The organism is Knoellia sp. 3-2P3 (assembly GCF_029223115.1).
Classification (GTDB): domain Bacteria; phylum Actinomycetota; class Actinomycetes; order Actinomycetales; family Dermatophilaceae; genus Pedococcus_A.
Genome location: NZ_JARGZE010000002.1, coordinates 486,258 through 510,099, shown reverse-complemented (window position 1 = coordinate 510,099; position 23,842 = coordinate 486,258). Strand labels below are relative to the sequence as shown.

The window sequence follows — 23,842 nt, the reverse complement described above, 5'->3', positions numbered from 1 at the left end:
GGTCGAGGGCCAACCCGAGGCAGGCAACAGGCTCGCCGTGGAGGACCGGGTTGTGATGACTTGTCCAGCGGTCACAGCGGACTTCACCGATCGGATGTTCCGGTTTTCGACGCGGCCGTCTTGCCAGAGGGCCCTGAGTGGGCATTCGCGGCGCCGACTGGGACGCCGAAAGGCTGGCCATCTGCACGATGTCAGTAGGCGTCCCGCCGAGTGGTGGGATCTGGGGATGAGCGGAGCGGCTCCGGGCGTGTAGGGGCCACCGGCGGGATTCTCGGTGTGTACGGCCAGGTACTCACTGACGAAAGAGCCCACCGATGGCCTTTTCCCGATCTGCCGTGTCCGAGCTGCTCGAGGCGTTCCGCGCCGGCGATGGCGCGCGCAGCTTCACCACGGCCGCCGTGCCTTCGACGACGCGAATGCCGCAGGTGCGCCGGTGCACGATGGGGGTGTCGCGCTTGTCTGCTCTCAGTGCAGCCTCACGATGCGGAACACCGGGTACTGGGCAGCGATCGCCTCGAACTCGGAGGCGGGCGCTGTGGGGTCGACGGGGATGTGGACGCGGCCGCTGGTGGCGACCTGGCAGTAGCGCTTGATGATCGGGGCGCGCTTCTCGACCGGCACCTCCTCCAGGCGGACCGGTGTCCGGTCGCCCTTGATGAGTACCGCCCGGTGGCCGGCAGCACGGACGTTGCGTACCCAGTTGGTGCCCTCTCCGAGCATCGACACCAGGTAGCGCTCACCAGCCAGGTCGGCAATCACGACGGGCAGCCTCACCGGGTTTCCCGACCTACGGCCCACGACCTCGAGCGTGGCGACCATGGCAGGGCCCCGACCCGTCGCGAAAACTCGCGCCCACGCGCCGTTGAGGGCGCGTGCCAGCGAGTTCGGTCGACCGCCGCGGTAGAGCCACCGCGTGAAGGCCTCGAAACGCGCCGCTGCCCCCGTCCTCGACCCTGTCGGCGCCAGGCTTGCGACCGCGCCGACTCGCCCTTGAGGCTCGTTCCAGGGCGGTCCGGAGGCAGCGGACCAGTCGATGGCGCGGTCGTCGGCACTGCTGGTCATGACGTCCGCGATCAGGTGGACGAAGGCGGCTGTGGCATCGAATGGTGCCGCGTGCCCTGCACCAGGGATCTCCTGGGTACGCGCGGTCGGGATGGCAGCCGCCAGAGCACGGGTCATGCGGACGATGTTGCGGGGGCTGAGGGCGCCGTAGCTGCACACGACCGGGAGACGGAGGGTGGCGAGCTGTCCAGGGGACGGGTGGTTTCCGATCGAGTTGCGGAAGTCCCACAGCGCCGCTCGAGCGTTCTCCCGGGCGATCCGCCTCCACTCCTCCGGGAAGGCGTCCCACGCGGTGCCGCTCTCTCGGTAGGAGTAAGCGGCGCGCAGCAAGATCTCAGCCGCTTCCTCGTGCCGCTTGAGGACACTCAGCCAGGCGAGACGGACCACAGACGCCAGCTGGGATCGGGTCGGCACGTGGCGGTTGGCACGCCAGGCAGCCTCGTGCGCGACGACCGCCCGGAGGAGGTCTGGCCGTCGACCGGCCAGGTCGACCGCGATGGTGGCCCCGGCGCTGGTTCCCACGGCGATGGCCGGCGCGGTGGCCAGGTGTTCCAGGATCGTGGCGGCGTCCGCCGTATGCCGTGAAACGGTGCGGACGGGTGGGCCGGCACTGCGGGCGTAGCCGCGGCGGTCGTACGTGATGACCCTCGCGACCCGGGCCAGCTCCTCCGTCACCGGCCCCCAGGTCGAGGCGGTCGTTCCCGCCGGGGGAATGAGCAGGATCGGCACCCCCTCGCCCCGTTGCTCGTAGTACAGCTCGCATCCATCTGCTTGGACGAAACCCGTCCGGGCGTCGTTCGGACGTTCGTGCGCGTGGACTGCTTCGTCAGATGGGACAGCGGCGGCTGGGCCCGGACCCGGGACTGCCCGACAGCCGGGTCCCACGTCGTTGGCGCTCATGAGACAGCGCGCGCGAGCGTGCGCGTGAGGTCGTCGAGCGCCGTTCGGACGCCATGGGTGAACGTCCCCACGTCGGCGCAGTGCTGGGCGTCGACGACAGCGGTGATGGTGAGCTGTCCGGCATACGAGAGCGCCCCGACGACAAGGGTGAGGTTGCCCATCGTGGGCATGGTCGGGAACATCTCCAGCACTCTCGCGCCTGCGAGGTACAGCGGCGTGGGTGGACCGGGCACGTTGCTGACGACCAGGTTTACCGAGCGTTGTCGAGGGAACCGCCGGTACCAAGCGCGTTGAATGGCGACGAAACGGAAGATTCCGCTGCCTGCCTCCGGGCGGGCGCGCCGCTTGCGCGCGGCGGTCTCGGCTGTGATGGCCGCCAGCCGGCGGACGACGTCCGGCTCGCCGAGGGGGAGGGGCACCATCATCCAGCCCGGCTTGTTGCCGCCGGCCTGTTCGGCGGGCGGCGAGGTGATGGTGACCATGGCGCGCTGCACCAGCTCACGGACATCCTCACCGCGACTGCCCAGCAGCTCACGCAGGCCTCCGGCCACCACGGTGAGCAGGACGTCGTTGACCTTGGCGTCGTGTGAGCGCGCGACCTGCCTCGTGGTGTCAAGCTCGGCACGGATGACGAGGAACCTTCTGTCGGCACTGACCGGGACGTTGAGGCTGGTGGTCGGCGCGGGCGCCTCGGACAGGACCTCCCGCCACGCCGGCAGCACCTGCCGGGCCAGACGGATCGTCGCGCGCGGGTGGGCGAGTCCCGCCAGCGCCCGACCGAGTTCACGCCGCCGGCGGACGATGTTGTCGCGAAGGAGCTGGGCTGGCGTGGGTGCAGGACTGGGGGACCAGGATCGTGCCGGTGGGGTGGGTGTGTCAGCGCTCGGGTCCAGCAGGGCGCCGAAGGCGGCCAGGGCCGCAGCGCCGTCAGCGAGCACGTGATGCACTCGCAGGAAGGCGCCGATCCGGCCACCGGGCAGCCCGGGGAGCAGCCAGAGCTCCCACGGTGGCCGGGCCGGCGCGAATGGCCGTCGGGCCAGGTCCGCAGCGACTCGCAGCAGCTGGTCCTCGTCGGCCGGCTCGGGCAGCGGTCGGACCCGGACGTGTTCCGCGAGGTCGAAGGAGGGTGCGTCGACCCACACGGGCCAGCCCAGCCCGAGTGGCGGCCGGTGGAGCACCTGGCGGAAGCGGGGTACGGAGCTGAGCTTGGGCTCGAGGTGGCGTCGCACCTCGTCGATGGGCAGGGTGCCCCCCGCGTCGAGGAGGTCGGTGCCGTCGAGGATGGCGACCCCTCCGATGTCGGTGGGCCACCCGTAGTCCTCCCACAGCAGCAGGAAGAGGTCGGAGGCGGTCACCCGTTCCAGTGGGCGCGTGGGGGTCATGGCTGGTGTCCCTTGGGCCTGCTACACCGTGGCAGCGGTTCCGAGGCCCTGCAGCAGCGAGTACACGGCGATTCCGCCGGCATGCTTGCGGCCGAGCTCCCTGAGCTCCTGTGAGACGTGGCCGAAGGCGGACATCCGGTGGTCGTCGGCGTAGCGCTCGAACAGGGTCGCCCGCGCGCCCATGATGTGCGCGTTGTGCTCGAACAGGCCGTGGCCGGTCACGTAGGCCTCGTGCACCTCGCACACGGAGCCGTCCTCGTCGAGATACCAGTCGTACCGGCTGGTCTGGGTGTCCAGTTCGCGAGTGATCGCGACGAGCTCGGCGGCCTGGGCGGTGAAGCCCGCCAGCTGCCCCGGTCGGACCCGCATGTGCGCATGCACCTCGAGGCGTTCTCCGGCCAGGTTCCGCGCCCCCTCGGGGGTGGCCTTCATGGCGCCGGGCCCGCTCGGATCGAGTCCCTGCAGGAACGTGAAGACGGTGGGCACTGTCCCCGTGCGCGCCTTGACGATGTCGGTGAAGCTGGGCGAGACCCTGCCGAAGAGCGTCGACTGGTGGCCGGACGCGTACTCACGGAAGAGGCGAGTCGTCGCCTCCATCGTGTGCATCTTGTGCTCGAGCAAACCCTGTTCGTCCGAGAACAGCTCGTGCACCTGGCAGTGGGTCTGGTCGTCAGAGACGAACCAGTCGCAGCGCAAGGTGTGGGTGTCCTGCTCTGCGGTGAGGCGGACGATCTCGGCCGCCTCAGCCTTGAAGCCGTCAAACTGACCCGGCCGCACCTCGGCGCGGACGGTCACTTCCAGGAAGGACATGGTGTCTTCCCCTTCGTGGGTGGGCGATGACCGAGCCTTCACACGGTCCTGGGAACGTGGCTCCGGTAGACCACGCGCATGACCTTGTGGCCGAAGTCGGCCGTCGGGTCGAACATCAGTGGGCACCCTCCGTCGATCACGGTGATGCCGTGTTCCCGTCCATAGGTGGTCGCCGCCTCGTTGACGCTGCCGGCGCCGTAGGAGCGGTGCATCCAGACGTGCTTGATCCCCAGCTCGTCGCACTCGCGCATCGTCCCCTCGGCCCGCGAGGGTGCGGTGGCGATCACGACCGCGTCGACGCCTCCGGGGATGCTGTGCAGGTCGTGGTAGCTGGTGACACCTTCGACCTGCTCCGTGTTCGGGTTGACCGGGAACACGTCGTACCCACGGTCTCTCAGGCGGTTGAAGACGACGTTGGCGCCGTGGTTCTGGGCGCTTCTGGAGACACCAGTGACTGCGATCCGCTTCTTGGACAGGAACTGTGCAGCTGCTTGCTCGATGGTTTGCACGGTGGCCTCCTCAGGTGGATCGTGGCGACTGCCCTGCTCGGCCCGGCAGGGCGGCGGCGCCACAGCGAGCGGCTGCGGCCAGCTGCAGGCGGAGCAAGGCGCCATTGACCACGTCGATACCACCGCGCACCTCGGGTCGTGCCCGGTTGGAACGAGGGTCTGGTTCCGGCTCGAGAGCCCCGTCCTGCCGAACCGAACTCTCGTGGCGGTCGGGGGTCGGTCCCGTCGGTGTTGTCGTCTGACTCATGGCCAGACCTTCTTTCTTCCGACCCGCGCAGTCTCATTCCTCACGGTGCCACCCGACAGGGACCAAGGTCCCCAGCTGTCACAGGCCTCGCCTGGCTGTGTCGTGGGCGCGTCGGACTCCAGTGCACGTGAGTCGGGGCATGCGCGACGGTCTCGAGTCCTTCAACGGTCGCCTGCGCGACGAATGCCTCAACATCGTCCTGTTCTGGTCCCTGACCCACGCCAAGGTCACCATCGGCGACTGGAATGGGGAGTACAACCACGACCGGCCACACTCATCGCTGGGCTACCGAACCCCACGGGCCTACGCTGCGATCTGTACCCACTAGTCGGCTCGCACGCGTCTGGTGTCGTATGCCCACATCGCGATCTCGACGCGGTTGCGGGCGCGGAGCTTGGTCATCAACGATGCGACGTGGGTCTTGACCGTGCTCAGGCCGACGAAGAGCTCGGTGGCGATCTCGGCGTTGGTCCGGCCCCGTGCCACCAGCGCGAGCACCTCTTCCTCGCGCTCGGTGAGCGGGTCGATGGGCTGGACCGGTACCACCGGCGCCTGGTCGGCGAAGGTCGCCAGCAGCCGGCGGGTGACGTTGGGGGCGATCAGCGCGTCCCCGTTGGCCGCCGCGTGGATGGCCTGCACGAGGAGCTCCGGCCCGGCGTCTTTGAGCAGGAAGCCGCGGGCGCCGGCGCGTAGGGCGCCGAGGACGTACTCATCGAGGTCGAAGGTGGTGATCACGACGACCGCCATCGGGTCCGTCACGTCTGGCCCGGCCAGGCGCCGCGTCACCTCGACACCGTCGAGCCCGGGCATCCGGATGTCGACGAGGAGGACATCGGGACGCAGCCGGGTCGCCAGGTCGAGCGCTGCGAGCCCGTCTGCAGCCTCCCCCACGACCTCGAGGTCGGGTTGCGCGCCGAGGATCATCACCAGCCCGATCCGGACCAAGTCCTGGTCGTCGGCTACGACAACACGGATGCTCATGCCAGCGTCTCCACCGGCAGCACGGCCTCGACCACCCAGCCACCCTCGGGCCCCGGCCCCGCGGAGAGCGATCCCCCGAGGAGCCGGGCGCGTTCGGCCATGCCCAGCAGGCCGAATCCAGGCTCCGGGGCTGGCCCCGGCTCGGTTTGTCCATCGTCGCTGACACGCAGCCTGACGGCGTCGCCCTCCCGGCGTACGTCGATCCGGACGCGGGTCGCGCTCCGGGCGTGTCGTACGGCGTTGGTCAGCGACTCCTGCGCGAGCCGATAGAGCGCGGCATCCACGGGTCGTGCCAGTCGGGTTAACGAACCGTCCAGCGAGACCTCGACGGTGGGCGTCGCGTCGGCGCGCGCCAGGGCGGGCAGGTCCGCGACCCCCAGCTGCGGTGAGTAGGCGACGGCTTCCTCCTCACGCAGCACCCGCACCATGGATCTCATCTCCGCCAGGGTTCGCGACGCTTCAGACTCGATCGCGGCCAGGACCTCGGCAGCCTTCTCAGGCTCGATGCCGGCAACCACGCCACCGGCCTGCGCCTGCACCGCGATGGCCGAGACGTGGTGGGCCACGGTGTCGTGGAGCTCGCGCGCCAGCGACACCCGCTCCTGATTTCGGATCTCGCGCTGTTGGCGATGCCAGAGGTCCGCGCGGTAGCGGAACACCGCCGCGAGGGCGACGAACAACAGCAAGAGGACGCTCCCGCCGAAAACGTCGGCCCAGCCCGCGGACGAGACGTACATCCCCAGCGCGACGACGGCCGTCACGAACGCCGTTCCCAAGACCATCTCCCGGCCCGAGCCCCACCGCACCAGGGAGTAGAGCAAAATCAGGACGGCCATCATTGAATAGAGGCCGAGGTCCCCGGCGTGTGCAGTCAGCTGGAGGACCGAGAGCAGCCCGACGACGCCCCATCCGACCAGGGCGGCCATCAGGGGGCGACCCCGCCGCCAGAGCAGGGCAGGCATCAGCGTCAGGGCGAGCACCGTCACAAGGGGTCGCCAGGCCAAGCCCGGCCGAGCGATGCCCTCGACCAAGGCAGCGGCCGCGAACACGCCCACCAGCAGCCAGTCGAGCTGACCGATGGGTGGGGCGTCAGCAGGCCGCGGCTCATGCCAGATGGAGCGCCGGACAGTGACCACGGCTCCAGCCTAGGGATCGGCGCGCCTCGGCGTAGCCGCCGAAGGAACGAGAAAGAGACCATCCCATCGGCCAGGCGAACCGCAGCCTCCGGGCCGAGGCACCCGCCACCGGGCTCAGCGATCGTGGACCTACCGATCCTCGCCACCACAACGGAGCCCATGATGAGAACACGTCAACCCACCACCGCGACACTGGAAGACCAGCGGATCCCGGTGAGAGCCAAGCTCGCCGCAACGTGGACAAGCTTCATGTTCCTGTACGCCTACGTGGACATTCTCAACTTCTTCACGCCCGGCGTCATCGAAGACATCCTCGACGGCAAGGTCTTCGAGTTCGACCTCTCCCAGACCTTTTCGACCACGGCGCTGACCCTTGTGGCGATCCCGACCCTCATGGTCGTGCTGTCGATGACGTTGCCCGCCCGGGCGAGCCGCATCACGAACCTCATCGTGGCCTCGCTCTACGTCCCCGTCACGGCATTCAACGCGGTGGGCGAGTCCTGGCTGTACTTCTACGGCCTTGGCATCGTGCTGGAATTGATCCTTCTCGCCCTCATCGTGCGGTACGCCTGGACCTGGCCCCGCACCGCACCGTCGGCGACCATGGCGACCATGGCGACCAGCCCGGACCGCGAAGCCGTTCGCACCCAGCAGCAAGCGTGAACCCAAGAGCAGTCCCGTCTTTTCGGAGCCATCTGCCTCGGTGCCGCGATTTGGGCCACCTGGCGGTGGGACACCCACTACCACTGGGACGATGCGTAGCGCGCTCCAAGGCCCCTACCGGTAGGTCAGGTCATCGGATGCGCAGATAGGCCCACCGCATCGTCGACACCGACCCCCAAGCGCGGCAACGTCGTCGTCCGCGTCACTGGCACCCGCCACGACGAGCCGACGTATCAGGCCCGCCAGTCCCTACTTAGTGGCTGAGCCGAAAGTCCCAGCTGGGACAGCGCGCGACGCTCTGACCGCGTGCGTTTCTCCCCGCAAGCCACGATCAGGGCACGAAGCCTAGCCCCGTGGGCTCCGTACGTCCCACGTGTGCCACTGGTGGTGCGGGACTGCAACCGGGATCGGGCTGGGTGACCAAGTGGGTGACAACGACGCCGGACTTGAGCGGATGGTGGCGGACGGTGGCGGAGTGGTTCGTTCTCAGAAGAGACGCTGGCGGACGTCCGCGGACGGGCGAAACTCGTTGGCACGTAAGAGGTCACTGGTTCAAACCCAGTTTGGCCCACCATCGATGGAGAGCCCCGGACCTGCGGAAACGCAGGACCGGGGTCTCGTTTGGTCCTTCTGAGGTCGGCTGTGAGGCCGCTGCTTGACCAACTGGACTTGACCCCTCTGCGCCACCCCGATGGACTTGACCGACGAGGGCCCGCGGAAACGGGCTCCTCGCGAGTGTCCGCCGTATCCGCGAGCTCGTCGATGCCCGCCCCGGGCTAGGGGTCTCGGCGCATGAACCATACGTGCGGGCCGCCTTCGGGCGGGTCAGCTTCCTCGACGACGCGGAATCCGTGGCGCTCGTAGAGCGGCACGTTGCGCGGCGTGCCGGTCTCGAGGATGACGGCCGTCTTGCTCTCGCGTGTCCGCCCGAGCCCGAATTCGATCAGCGCCGAACCGATCCCGCGTCCCTGCCAGCCGGGCTCGACCGCCACGGAGTCGAGATGCCAGGCCGGCTCGGGCGGGATCTTCGAGGCGACCCAACCCCAGAAGCGCTCATGCCGAAGTCCGCCGTCATCGGTGACGTCGTGAGTTGTCGAATCGTCGACGTGCGCGAGCGCGTCGACCCACACGTCGGTCTGTTCGGGCGGCACGAGCACGAGGGCGCCGTGCCCGTCCGCGGTCTCCCAGACGAGCCCTTAGTCCAGCAACGGGCCAAGGTAGAGCGCGTACGCTCGAATGCAGCGTTCCGTGAGGTCGTCGCTTCGACCACCGAGCGGCCACACCATCATCGGCTCGGTGACAAACGCACGGCCGAGCACATCAGCGATCCGGGCGAGACGGCTCGGGACGGCCGGGCGGATCTCAACCACCGCTCGAGCATACGACGGCGACACGGACGCAGCTGCACACTCCTTCGACGCGGGCGTCCCGGGCGAGGCTGCTGGTGGAGGACGTTGCCACTCATGAGCACTCGCCGTCAGGTAAGGGCTCTCCGAGCTCAGCCGCGCAGAGGACCAGTGCCACGTCGTCGGCTCCGCGCCCCTGCTCCCGACCTCTGGCCCCCAACAGCAAGTCGGCGACCTGCTCCAGGTTTCGGCCGCGGGCCGACTTGGTCACGTAGGCGTTGGCCCCGGACTGCGCTACGAAGAGCTCGTCCGCGTCCGCGTCCGCGTCGTGCGTCGATAGGAGGATCACGACGGGCGGTGTGCGGCGTTCGCGCAGCCGGCGGGTCGCCCCAACGCCGAGGATTCCCGGCAGGTTCAGTCCATCAGCACCAGCCTCGGCTCCAGCCCATCGGTCAGCTTGGGCGACTCCTCACCCGTTGAGGCCTGCCCCACCACCACGAATCCCCGGGTCGCGTCCACGACGGCCACCAAGGCATGCAATGAACGCTTCCTGGTTGTCGACCAGCGCCACACGAACCCGATGCACGTGCCACTCACGTCCATGTCTCGATCGTGCTCGGGGCCCTGCCTGCGCCACAGGGGGCGGCCGCACGTCCCGAAGGGGATCGTCCGCCGAGGAAGCGGTCCGGCGGTGGGACTAGAGAGAGGCACCGTTCGACCGGCCGAGGCGTTCGACGAATGCGTCAAGGATTGGAGCTGGGTGCGACGGGTGTCGACCGGGGCGTCTATCGGACACTTCTGATCGGGCCAACGGCGAGGGCTCCAAGGAGAGCGCAGGTGCCCGCGACGAGATAGAGGAAGGAGTAGCTGTTACCCCTGATGGCGAGAACGGCCGGCGCGAGAGCGGGCGCGAGAGCAAAGGGCAAGGCCCCGGCGATGTTCAGCACGCCGAGGTCCTTCGCGGCAGAACCGGTGTCGGGCAGGACGTCGACGACGAGGGCGAGGTCGACGGCCATGTACATGCCGAAGCCCAGGCCGCCGATGGCCATGCCGACCAGGTAGCCACCGGTCCCGTCGGCGGTGGCGATCAGGAACAGCGCCCCTGCATAGATCACGGCGGCGACGACGACGAAGACCTTTCGGCGTTGGAGTCGGTCGGACATTCGGCCGGTGAGCGGTGAGGCGCTGATGAGCGCAAGGGACTGGGCCAGTGTTCCGAGGTAGATCTGGTGCGCGACCTCGCTCTGCGAGACTCCGACCTCGTCGATCAGGTAGTAGGCCTGGTAGGTCACCAGGAACGCGTAGGCCATGACCAGCATGAACCGGCTGATGAAGGCCCAGGCGAAGTCGGGGTTGGCTCGTGGGCTGACGTAGAACGTCCCGACCGCCTGGCGCAGCGACCATGGCGGCTTGTCGGCCACGTCGAGCCGGCGGTCGTGCAGGGAGGTGGTGAAGATGACGACGAGCACGCCGCCGACCAGCACGGGCGCGAGGAACGTCATCAGCTGGCGTCCTTCGAAGGCTTGGACCAGGTAGGTGGCGGCCACCGAGGCGACCGGAAGGCAGACGCCGAGGATGCCGGAAACCAGGCCACGCTGCACGGTGGGCACCTGGTCGGGCAGGATCGCGGCCTGCGCGGCGAGCAGGGCGTTGAGGAAGACCTGCGCGATGCACCAGCCGACGAGCACGATCCCGATGTTGGGGGCGAGGGCGACGGTCAGCGTCCCGATCGTGCCGCCGGCCAGGCCGGCGATCATCCACGGGCGTCGCATGCCCAGCGGTGAGGTGGTGCGGTCGCTCAAGCGGCCGAAGAGCGGGTTGCTCACGATGGCCAGCAGGGAGCCGACTCCCGTGACGAGGGAGAGGTTCTTCGGTGCGTCGTCGATCCCGACCAGGTCGTTGACCTTCAGCGCCAGCGACACCAGCAGCGGGCCGAGGAAGAGCAGTGACCCGCCCGCGTAGGACAGGGCGTACAGCGTGATGAACCGCCGCCCGGCCCGGGGTGGGTCGAGCGGCGCGAGGGTGACGCCTCGACGTGGCGAGTCAGGATCAGGTGGTTCCATACCGCCTGCCTCGTCATCGGATGGAGCTGGCTAGTGACCAGCATCCAGCAGGCGGCGTGTGGTGCCAATGGGCAGTCCGGGGTGGGCCTGTCGCGGCCCGCCGGCGTCAGGCGGCCCGTCGCGACACGAGCCGCATCCGCATGCGGTGCAGCCGGGGCATGATCCCGTAGATGACGATCGGCACCGCGATGGTGGCAAGCACGAAGGTTCGCAGGACCGGCCCCGCGTCGGGGAGCCAGGGGCCGATCGACAGGTTGAGCACGGTGAGGGTCGGGAAGACCGCGATCCAGATCATGATTGCCGGCTGGTGCTTGGTCTGAGGACCTGCGGGCTTCGGTGCGACCGGGTGTGCGGGAGTCGTCGGGTCGGGCTGAGGGATGGGTTGTGGACGAACCTGAGCCGCATCAGGACCCGCAGCAGTAGGAGGAGGCGCCGCGAGCGGAGGACCGGCCAGCCAGTGCATGCCGGGGTTCGGGGTGGGCAGACGCCGCCGGGGTCGCTCATCTACGCTCCAACTGCACGGCCTGGACCGAAGGGAGCCGCCGATGGGTGACCTTCTCTTGGAGAGCAAGCTGCTCGTTCCGCAGCCTCACCGGGACCTGGTCCCGCGCCGTCGCCTCACCAACATCGTCGACCGTGCCTCCACCTGTGCCCTGACCGTGGTGTCGGCCCCACCAGGTTTCGGAAAGACGACTCTTCTGGCACAGCTGGCAGCAGGCCTCGACGAGCAACGCGGCGGGCACGCGGTCGCCTGGGTGTCCCTCGACGAGCGTGACGGCGAACCACGCCGGTTCTGGTCCTACGTGCTGCACGCAGTGGAGCGGGCGAGCCCTGGCGCCGCCGCATCGGCACTGGATCTCCTGGACTCGGCGATCGGGTCCCTCGAGGGTGTCATCGCCGCCTTGGTCAACGAGCTGAGCGTCCACCCTGGCGAAGTCACCCTCGTGCTCGACGACTTCCACCTCGTCGACGACCCCGCGATCAGCGACGACCTTGCCTTCCTGCTCGACCACCGACCGCCACAGCTCCATCTCGTCATCGGCACCCGTGCCGACCCCGCCCTCCCGTTGGCCCGACTCCGCGCACGGGGCGAGCTGGTCGAGGTGCGCGCTGAGGACCTGCGCTTCAGCGCTGACGAGGCAGGTACGTACCTCAACGGCATACACGGCCTGGACCTGAGCACCGCAGACGTCGCGTCGCTCGAGGCCCGAACCGAGGGATGGATCGCCGCACTTCAGCTGGCGGCCGCCTCGCTGCGCGACCGCGACGACAAGACGGCCTTCATCTCCGGGTTCGCCGGCGACGACCGGTTCGTCGTCGACTACCTCGCCGACGAGGTGCTCGACCGGCAACCTGCCGCGGTTCGCCGCTTCCTTCTCGAGACGTCTGTGCTTGAGCGCCTGAGCGGACCGCTCTGTGATGCGGTGACCGAACAAGAGGACGGAGGGTCGACGTTGGTCGCGCTGGAGCGGCAGAACCTGCTCATCGTGCCGCTGGACGACCGTCGCCACTGGTACCGGTACCACCACCTGTTCGCTGATGTGCTCCGCTCCCGGCTGCTCACCGAAACGTCCATTGACGTGAGCGCGTTGCACCGGCGCGCCAGCGCGTGGTTCGAGCAGGTGGGCGAGATGGATGCGGCGGTTCGGCACTCGGTGGCAGCCGGGGATCTGGTCCGCGCCGCCGACCTCGTCGAGATCGCCGCCCCGGCGCTTCGCCGGCAACGGAGCGAGGGCGTGATCCGGGGGTGGATCGACGTCATCCCCGACGAGGTCGTGGAAAGGCGGCCGGTGCTGGCGGGGATCTTCATCGCGGCGTTGATGGCCGACAACGCGTTCGGTGGGGTGGGGAAGCGGCTGGACGACCTGGAGGGGGTGCTGGCAGGGCCGGCTGATGCCGTGGTGGTGCGCAACCGGGCGGAGGCTGAACGGCTCCCGGCGCTGATCGCGACCCAGCGGGCGGGACTGGCGCTGGTCGCCGGTGACCTCGACCTCGCCATCTCCGATGCCGAGGGTGCCCTGGCCGTGGCAGGAACTGACGACCTGCTCACCCTCGCGGCCGCTCGTGCGCTGAAGGGCCTGGCGTCGTGGGCGGTTGGCGACCTGCGGTCCGCTTACGAGGCGTACACGGCCGCAGCCCACGACCTCGCGGCAGCCGGGCACGTCGCCGACGTCCTGGGGTGCACGGTGACCCTCGTGGACCTGGCCCTCACACTTGGCCGGCTCGGCGACGCCCAGCGCCTGGCGACCGAGGCCCTGGGCCTCGCCCGATCGGCGACCACAAGCGAAGTGGTGCGTGGGACGGCCGACATGTGGGTCGCCCTGGGCCGCGTCGCCTGGCAGTACGGCGACGCCGTCACCTCGGCTCGCCATCTCGACCGGGCGGCCGACCTGGGGGAAGGCGCCGGCCTGCCCCAGCAGCCGTACCGGTGGCGGGTTGCCATGGCGGACGTGCGGGCAGCGGTGGGCGACTGGAGTGGCGCCGACGCGCTTCTCGAGGAGGCTGGTCGCCTCTACGTCGGGGATTTTTCACCGAACGTGCGCCCGGTGGGCGCGACCCGCGCGCGGCTCTGGGTCCGTGCCGGTGACCTCGCCGCAGCGCGACGGTGGGCGAGGGAACGACGGCTGTCTCCGCGCGAGGACGTCACGTACGTTCGCGAGTACGAGCAGCTCACGCTCGCGCGGATCCTGCTCGCCGAGCACGCGTTGTCCGAGGACCGCGTGACGATCGCCGACGCCATGAATCTCCTCGAGCGACTCCGAGAGGCCGCTGACGCCGGTGGGCGGATCGGTACGACCGTCGAGGTGGCCGTCCTGACGGCGCGGGCCCGCCACCTCGCGGGCGACCGGGCCCAGGCGCTCGAGTCGCTGCGTCTGGCCCTCGCCCTGGCTCAACCCGAAGCGTGGGTTCGGGTGATCGCCGACGAGGCCGTGGGGCTGCGCGGTGTCCTCGACGAGCTGGAGGGCCTCGACGGCGACCCCCAGTTCCTGGCCGAAGTGCGTGCGGCCGCCGGTGGGTCGGCGTCCTCGGCGGGGGGACCTCAGCGCGGCGGTCGGACCGACTCGCCGCGGACCGGGAGGGCAGGACCGGTGGACACCCCGGACCCACGGCTCTCGTACGTCGAGCCGCTCAGCGAGCGTGAGCTCGAGGTGATGCGGCTGCTCGGGTCCGACCTCGACGGGCCGGCCATCGCTCGCGAGCTCAGCGTCTCCTTGAGCACGGTCCGCACCCACACTCAGCACATCTACACCAAGCTCGGGGTCAACAACCGACGTGCAGCGGTGCGTCGCGCCCACCAGCTCGACCTCTGACGCGTCTCCTCGCGGGTGAGCCGCTGGAAGCTGGTCCCCGACCGTCATCCACCAATCATCACCGCGTTCATCACCTGTGATGACGCGTCCTCATCACCCTGACTCCTACGTTCCGGACATCAACCGGAGCCCACCAGACACCCGGTGGGCGCAAACGACGAGGGAGCGGTCAGTGGCCGGGACCACCAGGGATCAGCCGGGCGGCTGGTACGAGATTCGTCTCGACGGACGCCTGGACCCTCGCTGGGCCTCCTGGTTCGACGGCTTCGACCTCAACCCGGGCGAGGGCGGCAGCACCCTGCTGCGCGGTCGCGTTCTGGACCAAGCGGCGCTGCATGGCGTCCTGCACAAGGTACGGGACCTCGGTGTCCCGATCATCTCGGTCGCCCAGGTCGACTTCCCATGAGCTCCCAGCACAGCAGCCCACCAATGCATGACGACAAGGAGAATCCCATGAGCACGCTCCAGAACGCCCCCACCCTCCGACGTGGGCCGGTGCCCAGGAACTCGCTGAGGACCACCGCCTCCATCGTCGGCTGGCTGTTCATCGTCACCTACGTCACGTCGATCGCCTCGAAGCTCGCGTTCTACCCGCCGCTCTTCGACGGCGACTACGTCACCGGCCCAGGGGAGGACACTCGAGTGCTGTGGGGGGCCGTCTCCGAGGCCGTGCTGATCATCGCGAACATCGGCACTGCCACCTACTTGTGGCCGGTCCTCAAACGACAGCACGAGAGCCTCGCCATCAGCTATGTGGCCGCGCGGATCATGGAGTCCGTCTTCATCGCAGTCGGCGTCCTCAGCGTGCTCACGGTCGTGACGCTGCGGCAGACCTACGCCGGCGGCGACGCGGCCGCCACAGCGGGCCTGACCGTCGCCGGCGACGCCTTCGTAACCCTCCAGGAATGGACGTTCGGGCTCGGGCCCTCCTTCGTGGTCGGGGTCGGCAACGGCCTGATCCTCGGCTACCTGATGTACCGCTCCCGGCTGGTGCCGCGCAAGCTCGCCGTCCTCGGCCTCGTCGGTGGCCCGCTGATCATTCTGTCCGGTGCCGCCGCGATGATCGGCACCATCGAGCTCGACGGGACCTGGCAGATACTGGCAGCGGTCCCCGAGTTCTTCTGGGAGCTGGGCCTGGGGATCTACCTCGTCGTCAAGGGCTTCAAGCCCTCGCCGGTCACCGCCGGAATGGATGACGAGCGATGATTCGCGTCGAGGGCGTCACCAAGCATTACGGCGCCATCCCGCACGACGGCGCACGCCGCGAGATCCTCACGCTCGCACAGCAGACCATGGGCCTGCGCGCCGGCCGGGTCGGCGAGATCCTCGACCTGGTGAGCCTGACCGAGGGGGAGGCCGGCCGCGCGCCCGCGACGACTCGCTCGGCCTGCGGCAGCGGTGGTCGCAAACGACTCGTCGTCATCAGCAACGGCCGGATCGTGGCCCAGCGCACCAAGGGCGAACCGCTCGCCTCGAGTCGTTGTGCCGACGTCGTCGTCCTCCACGTGCTGACGAGGGAGCCGGTCAGTGGGAGGCGGCGACCAACAGCTCGGCCAGACGCGCGGGCTGCTCGCGGAAGATCCCGTGGTCCGCAGCGATCTCGACGATATCGGCTGCCACCGACGCTGCCATCACCCTTTGAGCCTCCGGCGGCACCAGCGTATCGGCGGTCGTCAGGATGTAGGTGCGGCGGCGAGAAGCGGGCGGTTCCCCGCGCCACTTCTGGCGGAGCGCAGCGATGCCCTGTGGACGTTGCGTCCGCTCCAGGTATTTCCGTACCGCGTCGCGCTCGACGGGATCGGCCGCGGCGACGTACATGTCGATGTTCAGGGTGCACAAACCAGGGCCGGCGCTTAGTACCAGTCCGTCGAAGGCGGCGATTCCTGCTTCCTCGCCGGCCTCGAACGGATCGCCGCCTACGAAAAGGTCGAGCACCGAGGAACCATCCCGCGGGATCCAAGCCGCGACGTAGACCACCGGCACGTCGGGGTGGTCGACGGCGACCATGGAGGCGGTGAAGCCCCCGAACGAGTAACCGACCAGCACGACCTCGGTCAGGTCATCCGGCAGCACGGTGCGCACGGCGTCCGCGTACTCCTCCAGGGTCGCCTCAGCCTTCCCACACGGCAGATCAACGACGATCACGTCGTGGCCAGCCGAAGCCAACGGTTCGATAATCGGCTCCATGGTCAAGGGTGTATCCCAGGCTCCGGGGACGATGACGAACGTGGACACAAGCCGATCCTCCTCGGGCACGAAACTGCTCGGTGACGGGCTCTGAGGTGAGGCTGCGTGCCCGTTCACCGCTGAACGATCGCGACGACGTACCCATCATTGTTGATCTGGTTGAGCCTGGCCATGGAGCGTTCGGAGAGGCCGCCCAAGGGCTGGACGGCGGATCCTGCTGAAGCGCTACGTGGCACTCCTGCGCGGTATCGCTCCGAGCGGCGCGAACATGACGAACGACAAGTTGCGCGGGGTGTTCGAGGGGCTCGGGTTCACCGCCGTGGGGTCAACGCTCGCCAGTGGCAACATCACGTTCTGCACGGCGGAATCGGACGTGCCGTCGCTCGAGACACGAATTGAGGAGGCACTCGTCAGCGGTCTCAGCGTCAGCAGCCGAACGATCATCCGCGAACACCGTGAGCTGCGCTCGCTCGTGGACAGCGACCCCTTTCCCGGGTTGACGCATGAACGCCGGACCTACCTGACCGCAACGTTCCTCAAGGACGCGCGACTGTCCCCTGACGTCATCGCGGCGGAGCCAGTTCGGTCCACACGGGTTGTCCGATATGACCGATCCGCTCGTGCCGTTCTAGCCGTCACTGACAACAGCGATCCCGGCGCCGCCTCTGGGTTCATGTCCTGGCTGGAGAGGTCCTGCGGCAAAGACATCAACACCCGTAGCTGGCTCACAGTCCAGCGAATCGTGAGGAGGCTCGAGAGCTGACTCGCCGGGCCACCAAGCGGCGAACTGACGCGCCTTGAGCCTCACCATCCGGATGGCCGCAGTGCCGTGCCGGGCGCCGGAAGAGGACCGGCACGTAGCCCAGGGTCAGCTCTTCTTCAGCGCCTCGGCGAGCATCACGAGGATGCCGCTGGGGCCGCGGACGTAGGTGAGCTTGTACACGTCCCCATAGGTCGCCACGCCGCGCAGGGGGCGGCAGCCGTGCCTCGCGGCGATCTCGAGCGCCTCGTCGATGTCGTCGACCGAGAACGCCACGCGGTGCATGCCGATCTCGTTGGGTCGGGTGGGCTCCGTCTCGATTGCCACGGGGTGGATGTACTCGAAGAGCTCGAGGCGACCGGTGCCGTCCGGCGTCTGGAGCATGGCGATGTTGGCGTGGTTGCTGTCGAGGCCGACCGCGGTGTCGGTCCACTCGCCACTGACCGTGTCACGGCCGACGACGTTGAGGCCGAGATCGGTGAAAAATGCAATCGCCGCCTCGAGGTCGCGGACGGCGATCCCGACGTTCTCGAACTTGATGGGCATGAGTGGCACGCTACCGAGTCAGCACGATTCGCTCAGGTCAGCTGGCGGCCGGTTCCGGATCAGTCGGGCAAGGGACCACTTTCGCAACGGCCATCGGTTACGAGGCTGATGGACGGTGTCGCCGGCGGCCGGAGTTGCGCAGCCGCTCATACGGCGGAAGGACGCCCGGCCATCGCGGCAGATGTGTCCTTCAACTGGATGGCTGTCGGGCGTCCGATCGCGGCTGCCCATCGCACCATTGCTCCGCGCGCCATTGGTGCGGCCTTGAAGCCGTCGGGAGGTCGGGGTTCAGCCCGGTCCGCTGGGGTGCGCCAAATCGTAGGAACGGGAAACCTTCTTGGGCACGACCAGGCGCCAGGCGTCGACGACCAGCTCTCGGGCATCGGTCGGCTCCAGTGCCGCAAGGTCGGCGTGGACCCAGTTGAAGCGCAGGTCCGATGGTGACGGCATGTGGAACGTGTGCGGTTCGCTCGCGACGAGCGCCGCGCGCTCCTCCTTGGGGAAGGCGAAGCCCATGACAGTTTCGTCGAGGGAGAACGCCACGTAGACGCTCTGCTTGACGCGGAACTTCAGCTTGCCGCGTACGTAGACCGGGTAAGAGCGCTCCAACCCGGTGCCCAACGGGAGAAGGTCGTCGAGCCCCGCCATGCTCAGTACCCTTCGGCGGTGACGAAGGCACATCGACTTCCGGCACGCGGATCCGTGGCTGGGACTCGCCCTGCCGGGGTCTTGTCCATCGGACCTCCTAGGTGGGATGCCTCCACGACGTCGACTCCTCACGCGGACCGGACTCATCGGCTCTCTGCCGAACAACCTTCGGCAGGCGGGCTTACCCCGCAGGGCCTGTCTTTGCGCTGCCTGGACTCAGTGGCCTTCGGTGCAGCCCCAGAGCGGCGTGTGAGATCGAAGGGTTCAGGATGCGACGAAGATTGCCATCGTCTCGGGGCGAACCGTGTCGTACTTCATCGCTTCGGCCAGTTCGTCCGAAGGCTGCTCCAGGGCGGCGAAGAGAACGTCGAGATCCGCGATGTCCATGACCAATCCGACCTTCGTCCGGTCCTGGGGGTTCACGAACGTCCGGATGTTGCTGGCGCCCAACGAGGGCAGGACCTCCTCTCGCTTCGGTGATGAGAGCCAGCGGTCGGTGTCGGTGACTTGGTGGGTCACGATGATCGTCGGCATAGCTCCTCCTTGGGCGATGTGTTCGAGATCGACGTGCAGGGCCGGCAAAGACTGGTGCGGCTCCATCGTTTCGCCGCCGCGTGCCGCCCGCCAGACCTCCAGGGACCAGAGACCATGACGCGACATGACTACGTTCTGGCTTTCGTGGACAGAGGGGGCCGTGCCTCTTCGGACGTCCGGACACGTCCATGCCGCGGAGTCGGCCTCGGGGGACGGGTGTCCCGCGCCGCCGGGAGGCATGTCGGCACGGCCGAGGGTCGCGACCTCACGTCCCGCACCCGGTTACGGTGACGTGATGCGGATGCTGGGAGTGCTGGGTGGGATGAGCTGGACGAGCACGGCCGAGTACTACAGGCTGCTCAACCAGGGCGTCGCGACGCGGCTGGGTGGGCTGCACTCCGCTCGGCTGCTGCTCCACAGCGTGGACTTCGCGCCAGTCGCGGCGATGCAGCACGAGGGTGACTGGGCCGGCACCGCGGCGGTCCTCGTCGAGGCCGCGCGGGGTCTTGAGAGGGCGGGCGCCGAAGGTCTCCTCGTCGCGACCAACACCATGCACAAGGTGGCCGACGAGATCGAGGCCGTGACCGGCATACCGCTGCTGCACATCGCCGACGCCACCGCCGCCCGCCTGGTGGCGGACGACCGGCGAGCGGTGGGCCTGCTGGCCACGGCCTTCACCATGGAGCAGGCCTTCTACACGGACCGGCTGCGCCGGCACGGGCTGGAGGTGCTCGTGCCGGACGACGCCGACCGTGCGGACGTGCACCGGATCATCTACGACGAGCTGTGCCTCGACGTCGTCCGTGACGAATCCAGGGAGCGCTACCGGGAGGTCATGGGTCGACTGGCCGGGTGCGGTGCCGAGGCGATCATCCTCGGGTGCACCGAGATCACCCTGCTGGTCGGTGCAGCCGACTCACCCGTCCCGCTCTACGACACCACCGCCATCCACGCCGAGGCGGCGGTGAGCTGGATGCTGGGGACGTAGTCAGCGCAGCGGCGCCTGGGCGGTGAGGACGTATTGTCGATGCTGGACACCAGCACTCGATGAGCATGAACAGTGCCGAGATTCGCGTATGCCGCGGGGCTCGGCCTCGCGGCCCGCGCACGTGGTCGGCCGACGCCATGCCCTGTTCGGATCAGCTGGGACCACGGACGAAAGCGGCGATGGTGATGCCGAACAGCACATGGGCGAACAGGCCGACGCTCGCGGTCTGGGGGCCGTAGTTGAGGCCGAGGAAGCCGGGTGGTTCGAGGAGGGACACCTCCGTCGCGTCGCTCATCTCGCTGCCCATCCGCGGGTGGACGAGGGGGAGGAGCACGTTGATGAGCACCGTGCCGGCGAACACGCCGTGGCCGGCGCCGAACAGCGCACCGAGCCACCAGTCGTGCCGCTCGAGGGCGGTGAAGAGCAGGAGGTAGACCAGGGCGAACAGCTGGCCGAACAGCAGGTGCAGCGCGTAACCGAGCGCCTTCGCCGCGGTGCGGTCGTCGGTCACCGCGGTGCCGAGAAGGAACGGCAGGTCCATGCGGGTCAGGTGCAGCTCGGTGGCGGCGCGGAGCACCGAGGTGACGACCAGGGTCCCTACCAGCCCGCCCGCCACCGCCTGGATCAGGTTCATGAGGGGTCGAGCCGGTCCGTGACCGCCAGGGCGGCGCTGACCAGGGCCAGGTGGCTCAGTCCCTGGGGAAGGTTGCCGAGGAAGTCCCCCGTCGCGGGGTCGATCTCCTCGGCCAGGAGTCCGACGTCGTTGGCGAGGCCGACGAGGCGGTCCATGAGGGCGGCCGCGTCGGCTACGCGCCCGGTGCGGGCCAGCGCCTCGACGAGCCAGAACGAGCAGGCGACGAACGCTCCCTCGTGGCCGGCCAGGCCGTCGTCGCCGGTGTAGCGCTGCAGCAGGTCGCCCTGGCCGAGGCGCGCTCGAATGGTGTCAACGGTCCCGCGCCACCGCGCCGCGGTGGCGTCGCCGTAGCCCGCCAGCAGGCCGAGCAGGACGCCGGCGTCCAGCTCCTCACTCTCGGCAGACCTGGTGTAGCTGCCGAGGGTGGGGGAGTAGCAGCGCTGCTCGATGAATCGTTCGCACTCGGCGGCCGCGAGGCGCCACTGCTCCTGCCGCGTGGTGGGGACGAGTCCGCGGGCCGCCAGGCGGCAGGCCCGGTCGAGGGCCACCCAGCACATCATCTTGGAGTGCGTGAAGTGCCGTGGTGCGCTGCGCACCTCCCAGATCCCGGCATCGCGCTCGGACCACCGGCGAGCGACGAGGTCGGCCACCTGTGCCAGTCGCCGGCCGATGTCGGGGTCGAGCTTCCCGCCGGCCTCGACGTGCAGCCAGACGCAGTCCAGCAGCTCGCCGTAGCTGTCGAGCTGCTGCTGGCTCACGGCGGCGTTCCCGACCCGGACCGGTCGGGAGTCGCGGTAGCCCCTCAGGGGAAGCACCCGCTCGCGGGTCCGGGGTCCGCCGTCGAGACGGTAGAGCGGCTGCAGCCGGGGATGCGTGAGCTGGGTGGCCTGCACGAGCCACCAGAAGTAGGCCTCGGCCTCTGCGGTGCAGCCCAGCCGCATCAGCGTGCCCAGGGTGAGGGCGGCGTCGCGGACCCAGCAGTAGCGGTAGTCCCAGTTCCGCTCGCCGCCGACGAGCTCGGGCAGTGAGGTCGTCGCCGCTGCCGCCACTGCGCCCGAGGGGCTGAAGACCAGCAGCTTCAGCGCCAGGGCACTGCGCAGCACGACCTTCCGCCACGGGCCGCGGTAGGTCAGCCTGCCGCACCAGCGGCGCCACCCTTCCAGGGTGCGGTCGAAGCGTTCGGCCAGGTCACCCGCCGACGGAATCACCAGAGGCTCACCGAACGCCCCGCACAGGGCCAGCACGCCGTGGGAGCCGGGCGTAGTGGTGAGCCCACCCCGGATGCGGCCGTCGGTGATCGAGGGCACGCCCGCGCCGACGGAGACCACGGCGACGGCGTCAGAGCCTGCGGTGGCGACCGGCACACCCGCCCGTGCCCCGAGGCGCACCAGGCGCTGCCCGAAGCCGAACTGCGGCCGCACCGACCAGGCCAGGGTGACGGTGCCCTCGCGTCCCTCGACGCGTCGCTGGAGCTCCCGAACCGGACCCAGTCGGCTGCCGTTGAGCGTGAGCGCGTCGAGCACCCGGACCGATCCGGACTCGGTGCGAAAGACGGTTTCGAGCACGTTGGTGCCGGGCAGGTAGCGGCGCTGCACCGTGAAGGCCTCGACCGGGGCGAGGGCGAACGCGCCGCCTCGGTCGGGGTCGAGCAGGGCGAAGAGGCAGCCGTCGCTGTCGAGGTCGGGCCAGGCGAGCCAGTCGATCGAGCCATCCGCGGCGACGAGGGCGACGCTGCGGCCGTCGCCGAGCGCCGCGTAGCCGCGCAGCGGCGCGAACCCGCCGGTCCTGCGCGGGCGCGTGGCTGCGACTGCTGTCGCACCGACACAGCCGGGGCCCTCTGCGTCGACGGCCGTAGGGCCACCATGCCTCATGACGCACCAGGAGGCTGCAGCTGCTCGAGGGGCACGTCGGGATCGACCAGGAGCGAGGCGTCGACCACCGCGCCAGAGCGGATGAGCGCCTGCACGGCGTCGACCTGCCCCCACTCGTTCACGCCCATGCCAGCCGCTACCGCTCCGTCACGCACCCAGAAAGCCATGAACCGGCCGGAGTCCTCGTCTCCGCGGATGACCACCTCGTGCGGTGCCGCGGCGTCGACCCACCCGGTGTACTCGAGCCCCAAGTCGTACTGGTCGCTGAAGAAGTAGGGGAGCCGGCCGTAGGGGGAGTCGACGCCGAGGATCGAGGCGGCCACCGTGTCGGGCTGGTGCAGGGCGTTGTCCCAGTGCTCCACCCGCAGCCGTCGGCGCAGGGTCGGGTGCCAGGCGTTGGCCACGTCTCCCGCGGCGTAGACGTCGGGAGCCGAGCTGCGCAGGCTCGCGTCGACCACCACACCGTTCGACACCTCGAGACCGCCCTGCAGGGCCAGCTCGGTGCGGGGCTCCGCGCCGATGCCGACGACCACGACGTCGGCGTCCAGGCTGCTGCCGTCGCCGAGCACCACGCCGGCCACCCGACCGCGCCCGTCCTGCCGGAGGGCGCTGACCTGCACCCCGCCACGGACATCGACTCCGTGGTGGCGGTGTGCGCGCAGGAGCACGCCGGCCATCCGGGCCCCCAGCACGTGCTCCATCGGCACCTGGGCCTGCTCCAGCACGGTCACCTCCGCGCCGTGCGACCGGGCCGCAGCAGCGACCTCCAGCCCGATCCAGCCGCCCCCGATGACGACCGTCCGGGGACCGCGCGCCAACGTGGCATACAGGGCCGTGCTGTCCTCGACCGTGCGCAGGTGGTGGACACCGGCGAGGCCGGCACCGGGAAGGCGCAGCCGTCGTGGCGCCGCACCCGTGGTGAGCACCAGTGCGCGGTAACGGATCTCAGCCGCGCCGGTGACGGACAGCCTGCGCTCGTGCGGGTCGAATCCGGTCACGGTGTGTCCCGTGACGAGCTCCACCTCGTGCTCGTCGTACCAGTCCTCCGCGTTGACGAGGATCTTCTCGCCGAGGGGACCGTCGATGAGGTGGCTCTTGGACAGCGCCGGCCGCTCGTAGGGCGCATGGGGCTCCTCGCCCACCAGCACGACGTCTCCGTCGTAGCCACGGGCCCGCAACGCCTCGGCTGTCCTGGCGCCGGCGAGTCCGGCTCCGACGATCGCAACGGTGCTCCTGGACATGAGATCTCCTGTGGTGGTGCCGG

The 23,842-nt window shown here is 69.3% G+C and carries 24 protein-coding genes and 1 pseudogene; 7 read left to right on the top strand and 18 right to left on the bottom strand.

Annotated features, from left to right (window positions below; all coding sequences use genetic code 11):
• Positions 1-465 precede the first annotated feature (465 nt).
• From P0Y31_RS07880 to P0Y31_RS07865, 4 genes are all read right to left on the bottom strand, one after another.
• On the bottom strand, positions 466-1,791 hold the full coding sequence (locus P0Y31_RS07880; protein ID WP_275868084.1) for an alpha/beta hydrolase: 1,326 nt from the start codon (positions 1,789-1,791) through the stop codon (positions 466-468).
• Between the two features lie 167 nt (positions 1,792-1,958).
• A complete protein-coding gene (locus tag P0Y31_RS07875; RefSeq protein WP_275868082.1) occupies positions 1,959-3,344 on the bottom strand; it encodes a wax ester/triacylglycerol synthase family O-acyltransferase in 1,386 nt (461 codons plus the stop codon).
• A 21-nt stretch (positions 3,345-3,365) separates the two neighbouring features.
• On the bottom strand, positions 3,366-4,154 hold the full coding sequence (locus tag P0Y31_RS07870; RefSeq protein ID WP_275868080.1) for a hypothetical protein: 789 nt from the start codon (positions 4,152-4,154) through the stop codon (positions 3,366-3,368).
• A gap of 38 nt (positions 4,155-4,192) precedes the next feature.
• A complete protein-coding gene (locus P0Y31_RS07865; RefSeq protein ID WP_275868078.1) occupies positions 4,193-4,663 on the bottom strand; it encodes a CoA-binding protein in 471 nt (156 codons plus the stop codon).
• A 398-nt stretch (positions 4,664-5,061) separates the two neighbouring features.
• Between P0Y31_RS07865 and P0Y31_RS07860 the strand changes: the two are divergent.
• Positions 5,062-5,238 (top strand): annotated as a pseudogene (locus P0Y31_RS07860) (transposase); the annotation flags it as partial.
• Here P0Y31_RS07860 and P0Y31_RS07855 read toward each other — a convergent pair.
• Positions 5,235-5,891, bottom strand: coding sequence for a response regulator transcription factor (locus P0Y31_RS07855; RefSeq protein ID WP_275868076.1), 657 nt, complete (start codon positions 5,889-5,891; stop codon positions 5,235-5,237). The pseudogene P0Y31_RS07860 and the gene P0Y31_RS07855 sit on opposite strands and share 4 nt — an antisense overlap.
• On the bottom strand, positions 5,888-7,027 hold the full coding sequence (locus tag P0Y31_RS07850; protein WP_275868074.1) for a sensor histidine kinase: 1,140 nt from the start codon (positions 7,025-7,027) through the stop codon (positions 5,888-5,890). Before P0Y31_RS07850 ends, P0Y31_RS07855 begins: the two co-directional genes overlap by 4 nt.
• Positions 7,028-7,240: 213 nt before the next feature.
• On the opposite strand from P0Y31_RS07850, the gene P0Y31_RS07845 reads away from it, so the two are divergent.
• A complete protein-coding gene (locus P0Y31_RS07845; RefSeq protein ID WP_345803621.1) occupies positions 7,241-7,690 on the top strand; it encodes a DUF6326 family protein in 450 nt (149 codons plus the stop codon).
• A 776-nt stretch (positions 7,691-8,466) separates the two neighbouring features.
• On the opposite strand, the gene P0Y31_RS07840 is transcribed toward P0Y31_RS07845, so the two are convergent.
• From P0Y31_RS07840 to P0Y31_RS07820, 5 genes are all read right to left on the bottom strand, one after another.
• Entirely contained in the window at positions 8,467-8,847 is a 381-nt protein-coding gene (locus tag P0Y31_RS07840; RefSeq protein ID WP_275868073.1) for a GNAT family N-acetyltransferase, read from the bottom strand.
• Between the two features lie 39 nt (positions 8,848-8,886).
• On the bottom strand, positions 8,887-9,060 hold the full coding sequence (locus P0Y31_RS07835; RefSeq protein WP_275868071.1) for a hypothetical protein: 174 nt from the start codon (positions 9,058-9,060) through the stop codon (positions 8,887-8,889).
• Between the two features lie 91 nt (positions 9,061-9,151).
• Positions 9,152-9,385 (bottom strand): hypothetical protein, encoded by a 234-nt coding sequence (locus tag P0Y31_RS07830; RefSeq protein ID WP_275868069.1) that lies wholly within the window; start codon positions 9,383-9,385, stop codon positions 9,152-9,154.
• 436 nt (positions 9,386-9,821) lie between these two features.
• Positions 9,822-11,099: an MFS transporter gene (locus P0Y31_RS07825; RefSeq protein ID WP_275868067.1), complete on the bottom strand. Its 1,278-nt coding sequence runs from the start codon at positions 11,097-11,099 to the stop codon at positions 9,822-9,824.
• 106 nt (positions 11,100-11,205) lie between these two features.
• Positions 11,206-11,394 carry a hypothetical protein gene (locus P0Y31_RS07820; RefSeq protein WP_275868065.1) on the bottom strand — a complete coding sequence of 63 codons (189 nt, stop codon included), beginning with the start codon at positions 11,392-11,394 and terminating at the stop codon, positions 11,206-11,208.
• Between the two features lie 250 nt (positions 11,395-11,644).
• On the opposite strand from P0Y31_RS07820, the gene P0Y31_RS07815 reads away from it, so the two are divergent.
• The 3 genes from P0Y31_RS07815 to P0Y31_RS07805 all read left to right on the top strand — a co-directional run bounded on the left by P0Y31_RS07815 (position 11,645) and on the right by P0Y31_RS07805 (position 15,616).
• Positions 11,645-14,410: a LuxR C-terminal-related transcriptional regulator gene (locus P0Y31_RS07815; protein WP_275868063.1), complete on the top strand. Its 2,766-nt coding sequence runs from the start codon at positions 11,645-11,647 to the stop codon at positions 14,408-14,410.
• Positions 14,411-14,582: 172 nt separating this feature from the next.
• Positions 14,583-14,816: a hypothetical protein gene (locus tag P0Y31_RS07810; RefSeq protein WP_275868062.1), complete on the top strand. Its 234-nt coding sequence runs from the start codon at positions 14,583-14,585 to the stop codon at positions 14,814-14,816.
• A gap of 47 nt (positions 14,817-14,863) precedes the next feature.
• Positions 14,864-15,616 (top strand): DUF4386 domain-containing protein, encoded by a 753-nt coding sequence (locus tag P0Y31_RS07805; RefSeq protein WP_275868060.1) that lies wholly within the window; start codon positions 14,864-14,866, stop codon positions 15,614-15,616.
• A gap of 318 nt (positions 15,617-15,934) precedes the next feature.
• Here the strand turns inward: P0Y31_RS07805 and P0Y31_RS07800 are convergent, their stop codons facing one another.
• Positions 15,935-16,645 carry an alpha/beta fold hydrolase gene (locus tag P0Y31_RS07800; protein ID WP_275868058.1) on the bottom strand — a complete coding sequence of 237 codons (711 nt, stop codon included), beginning with the start codon at positions 16,643-16,645 and terminating at the stop codon, positions 15,935-15,937.
• A gap of 181 nt (positions 16,646-16,826) precedes the next feature.
• Between P0Y31_RS07800 and P0Y31_RS07795 the strand changes: the two genes are divergently transcribed.
• Positions 16,827-17,360, top strand: coding sequence for a DUF1697 domain-containing protein (locus P0Y31_RS07795; RefSeq protein ID WP_275868056.1), 534 nt, complete (start codon positions 16,827-16,829; stop codon positions 17,358-17,360).
• Between the two features lie 105 nt (positions 17,361-17,465).
• On the opposite strand, the gene P0Y31_RS07790 is transcribed toward P0Y31_RS07795, so the two are convergent.
• The 3 genes from P0Y31_RS07790 to P0Y31_RS07780 form a co-directional block, all read right to left on the bottom strand.
• Positions 17,466-17,903: a VOC family protein gene (locus P0Y31_RS07790; protein WP_275868054.1), complete on the bottom strand. Its 438-nt coding sequence runs from the start codon at positions 17,901-17,903 to the stop codon at positions 17,466-17,468.
• 288 nt (positions 17,904-18,191) lie between these two features.
• Positions 18,192-18,551: a hypothetical protein gene (locus tag P0Y31_RS07785; protein ID WP_275868052.1), complete on the bottom strand. Its 360-nt coding sequence runs from the start codon at positions 18,549-18,551 to the stop codon at positions 18,192-18,194.
• A gap of 264 nt (positions 18,552-18,815) precedes the next feature.
• Positions 18,816-19,211 carry a hypothetical protein gene (locus P0Y31_RS07780; RefSeq protein ID WP_275868050.1) on the bottom strand — a complete coding sequence of 132 codons (396 nt, stop codon included), beginning with the start codon at positions 19,209-19,211 and terminating at the stop codon, positions 18,816-18,818.
• Between the two features lie 169 nt (positions 19,212-19,380).
• Between P0Y31_RS07780 and P0Y31_RS07775 the strand changes: the two genes are divergently transcribed.
• Positions 19,381-20,073, top strand: a complete 693-nt coding sequence (locus tag P0Y31_RS07775) for an aspartate/glutamate racemase family protein (RefSeq protein ID WP_275868048.1) — start codon at positions 19,381-19,383, stop codon at positions 20,071-20,073.
• A gap of 151 nt (positions 20,074-20,224) precedes the next feature.
• Here P0Y31_RS07775 and P0Y31_RS07770 read toward each other — a convergent pair whose 3' ends face one another.
• The 3 genes from P0Y31_RS07770 to P0Y31_RS07760 are packed head-to-tail and all read right to left on the bottom strand — an operon-like array spanning position 20,225 to position 23,819.
• A complete protein-coding gene (locus P0Y31_RS07770) occupies positions 20,225-20,707 on the bottom strand; it encodes a hypothetical protein (RefSeq protein WP_275868046.1) in 483 nt (160 codons plus the stop codon).
• Positions 20,704-22,578 carry a glycoside hydrolase family 15 protein gene (locus P0Y31_RS07765; protein WP_275868044.1) on the bottom strand — a complete coding sequence of 625 codons (1,875 nt, stop codon included), beginning with the start codon at positions 22,576-22,578 and terminating at the stop codon, positions 20,704-20,706. Before P0Y31_RS07765 ends, P0Y31_RS07770 begins: the two co-directional genes overlap by 4 nt.
• On the bottom strand, positions 22,575-23,819 hold the full coding sequence (locus tag P0Y31_RS07760; RefSeq protein WP_275868042.1) for an FAD-dependent oxidoreductase: 1,245 nt from the start codon (positions 23,817-23,819) through the stop codon (positions 22,575-22,577). The genes P0Y31_RS07765 and P0Y31_RS07760 overlap by 4 nt, the downstream gene beginning before the upstream one ends.
• Positions 23,820-23,842 lie beyond the last annotated feature (23 nt).

Excerpts from the sequence above, each read along its gene's own strand:
- P0Y31_RS07875 (WP_275868082.1), bottom strand. The coding sequence starts at position 3,344 with ATGACCCCCACGCGCCCACTGGAACGGGTGACCGCCTCCGACCTCTTC.
- P0Y31_RS07870 (WP_275868080.1), bottom strand. The coding sequence starts at position 4,154 with ATGTCCTTCCTGGAAGTGACCGTCCGCGCCGAGGTGCGGCCGGGTCAG.
- P0Y31_RS07855 (WP_275868076.1), bottom strand. The coding sequence starts at position 5,891 with ATGAGCATCCGTGTTGTCGTAGCCGACGACCAGGACTTGGTCCGGATC.
- P0Y31_RS07825 (WP_275868067.1), bottom strand. The coding sequence starts at position 11,099 with ATGGAACCACCTGATCCTGACTCGCCACGTCGAGGCGTCACCCTCGCG.
- P0Y31_RS07820 (WP_275868065.1), bottom strand. The coding sequence starts at position 11,394 with ATGATCTGGATCGCGGTCTTCCCGACCCTCACCGTGCTCAACCTGTCG.
- P0Y31_RS07815 (WP_275868063.1), top strand. The coding sequence starts at position 11,645 with ATGGGTGACCTTCTCTTGGAGAGCAAGCTGCTCGTTCCGCAGCCTCAC.
- P0Y31_RS07805 (WP_275868060.1), top strand. The coding sequence starts at position 14,864 with ATGAGCACGCTCCAGAACGCCCCCACCCTCCGACGTGGGCCGGTGCCC.
- P0Y31_RS07790 (WP_275868054.1), bottom strand. The coding sequence starts at position 17,903 with ATGCCCATCAAGTTCGAGAACGTCGGGATCGCCGTCCGCGACCTCGAG.
- P0Y31_RS07785 (WP_275868052.1), bottom strand. The coding sequence starts at position 18,551 with ATGGCGGGGCTCGACGACCTTCTCCCGTTGGGCACCGGGTTGGAGCGC.
- P0Y31_RS07780 (WP_275868050.1), bottom strand. The coding sequence starts at position 19,211 with ATGTCGCGTCATGGTCTCTGGTCCCTGGAGGTCTGGCGGGCGGCACGC.
- P0Y31_RS07775 (WP_275868048.1), top strand. The coding sequence starts at position 19,381 with ATGCGGATGCTGGGAGTGCTGGGTGGGATGAGCTGGACGAGCACGGCC.
- P0Y31_RS07770 (WP_275868046.1), bottom strand. The coding sequence starts at position 20,707 with ATGAACCTGATCCAGGCGGTGGCGGGCGGGCTGGTAGGGACCCTGGTC.
- P0Y31_RS07765 (WP_275868044.1), bottom strand. The coding sequence starts at position 22,578 with ATGAGGCATGGTGGCCCTACGGCCGTCGACGCAGAGGGCCCCGGCTGT.
- P0Y31_RS07760 (WP_275868042.1), bottom strand. The coding sequence starts at position 23,819 with ATGTCCAGGAGCACCGTTGCGATCGTCGGAGCCGGACTCGCCGGCGCC.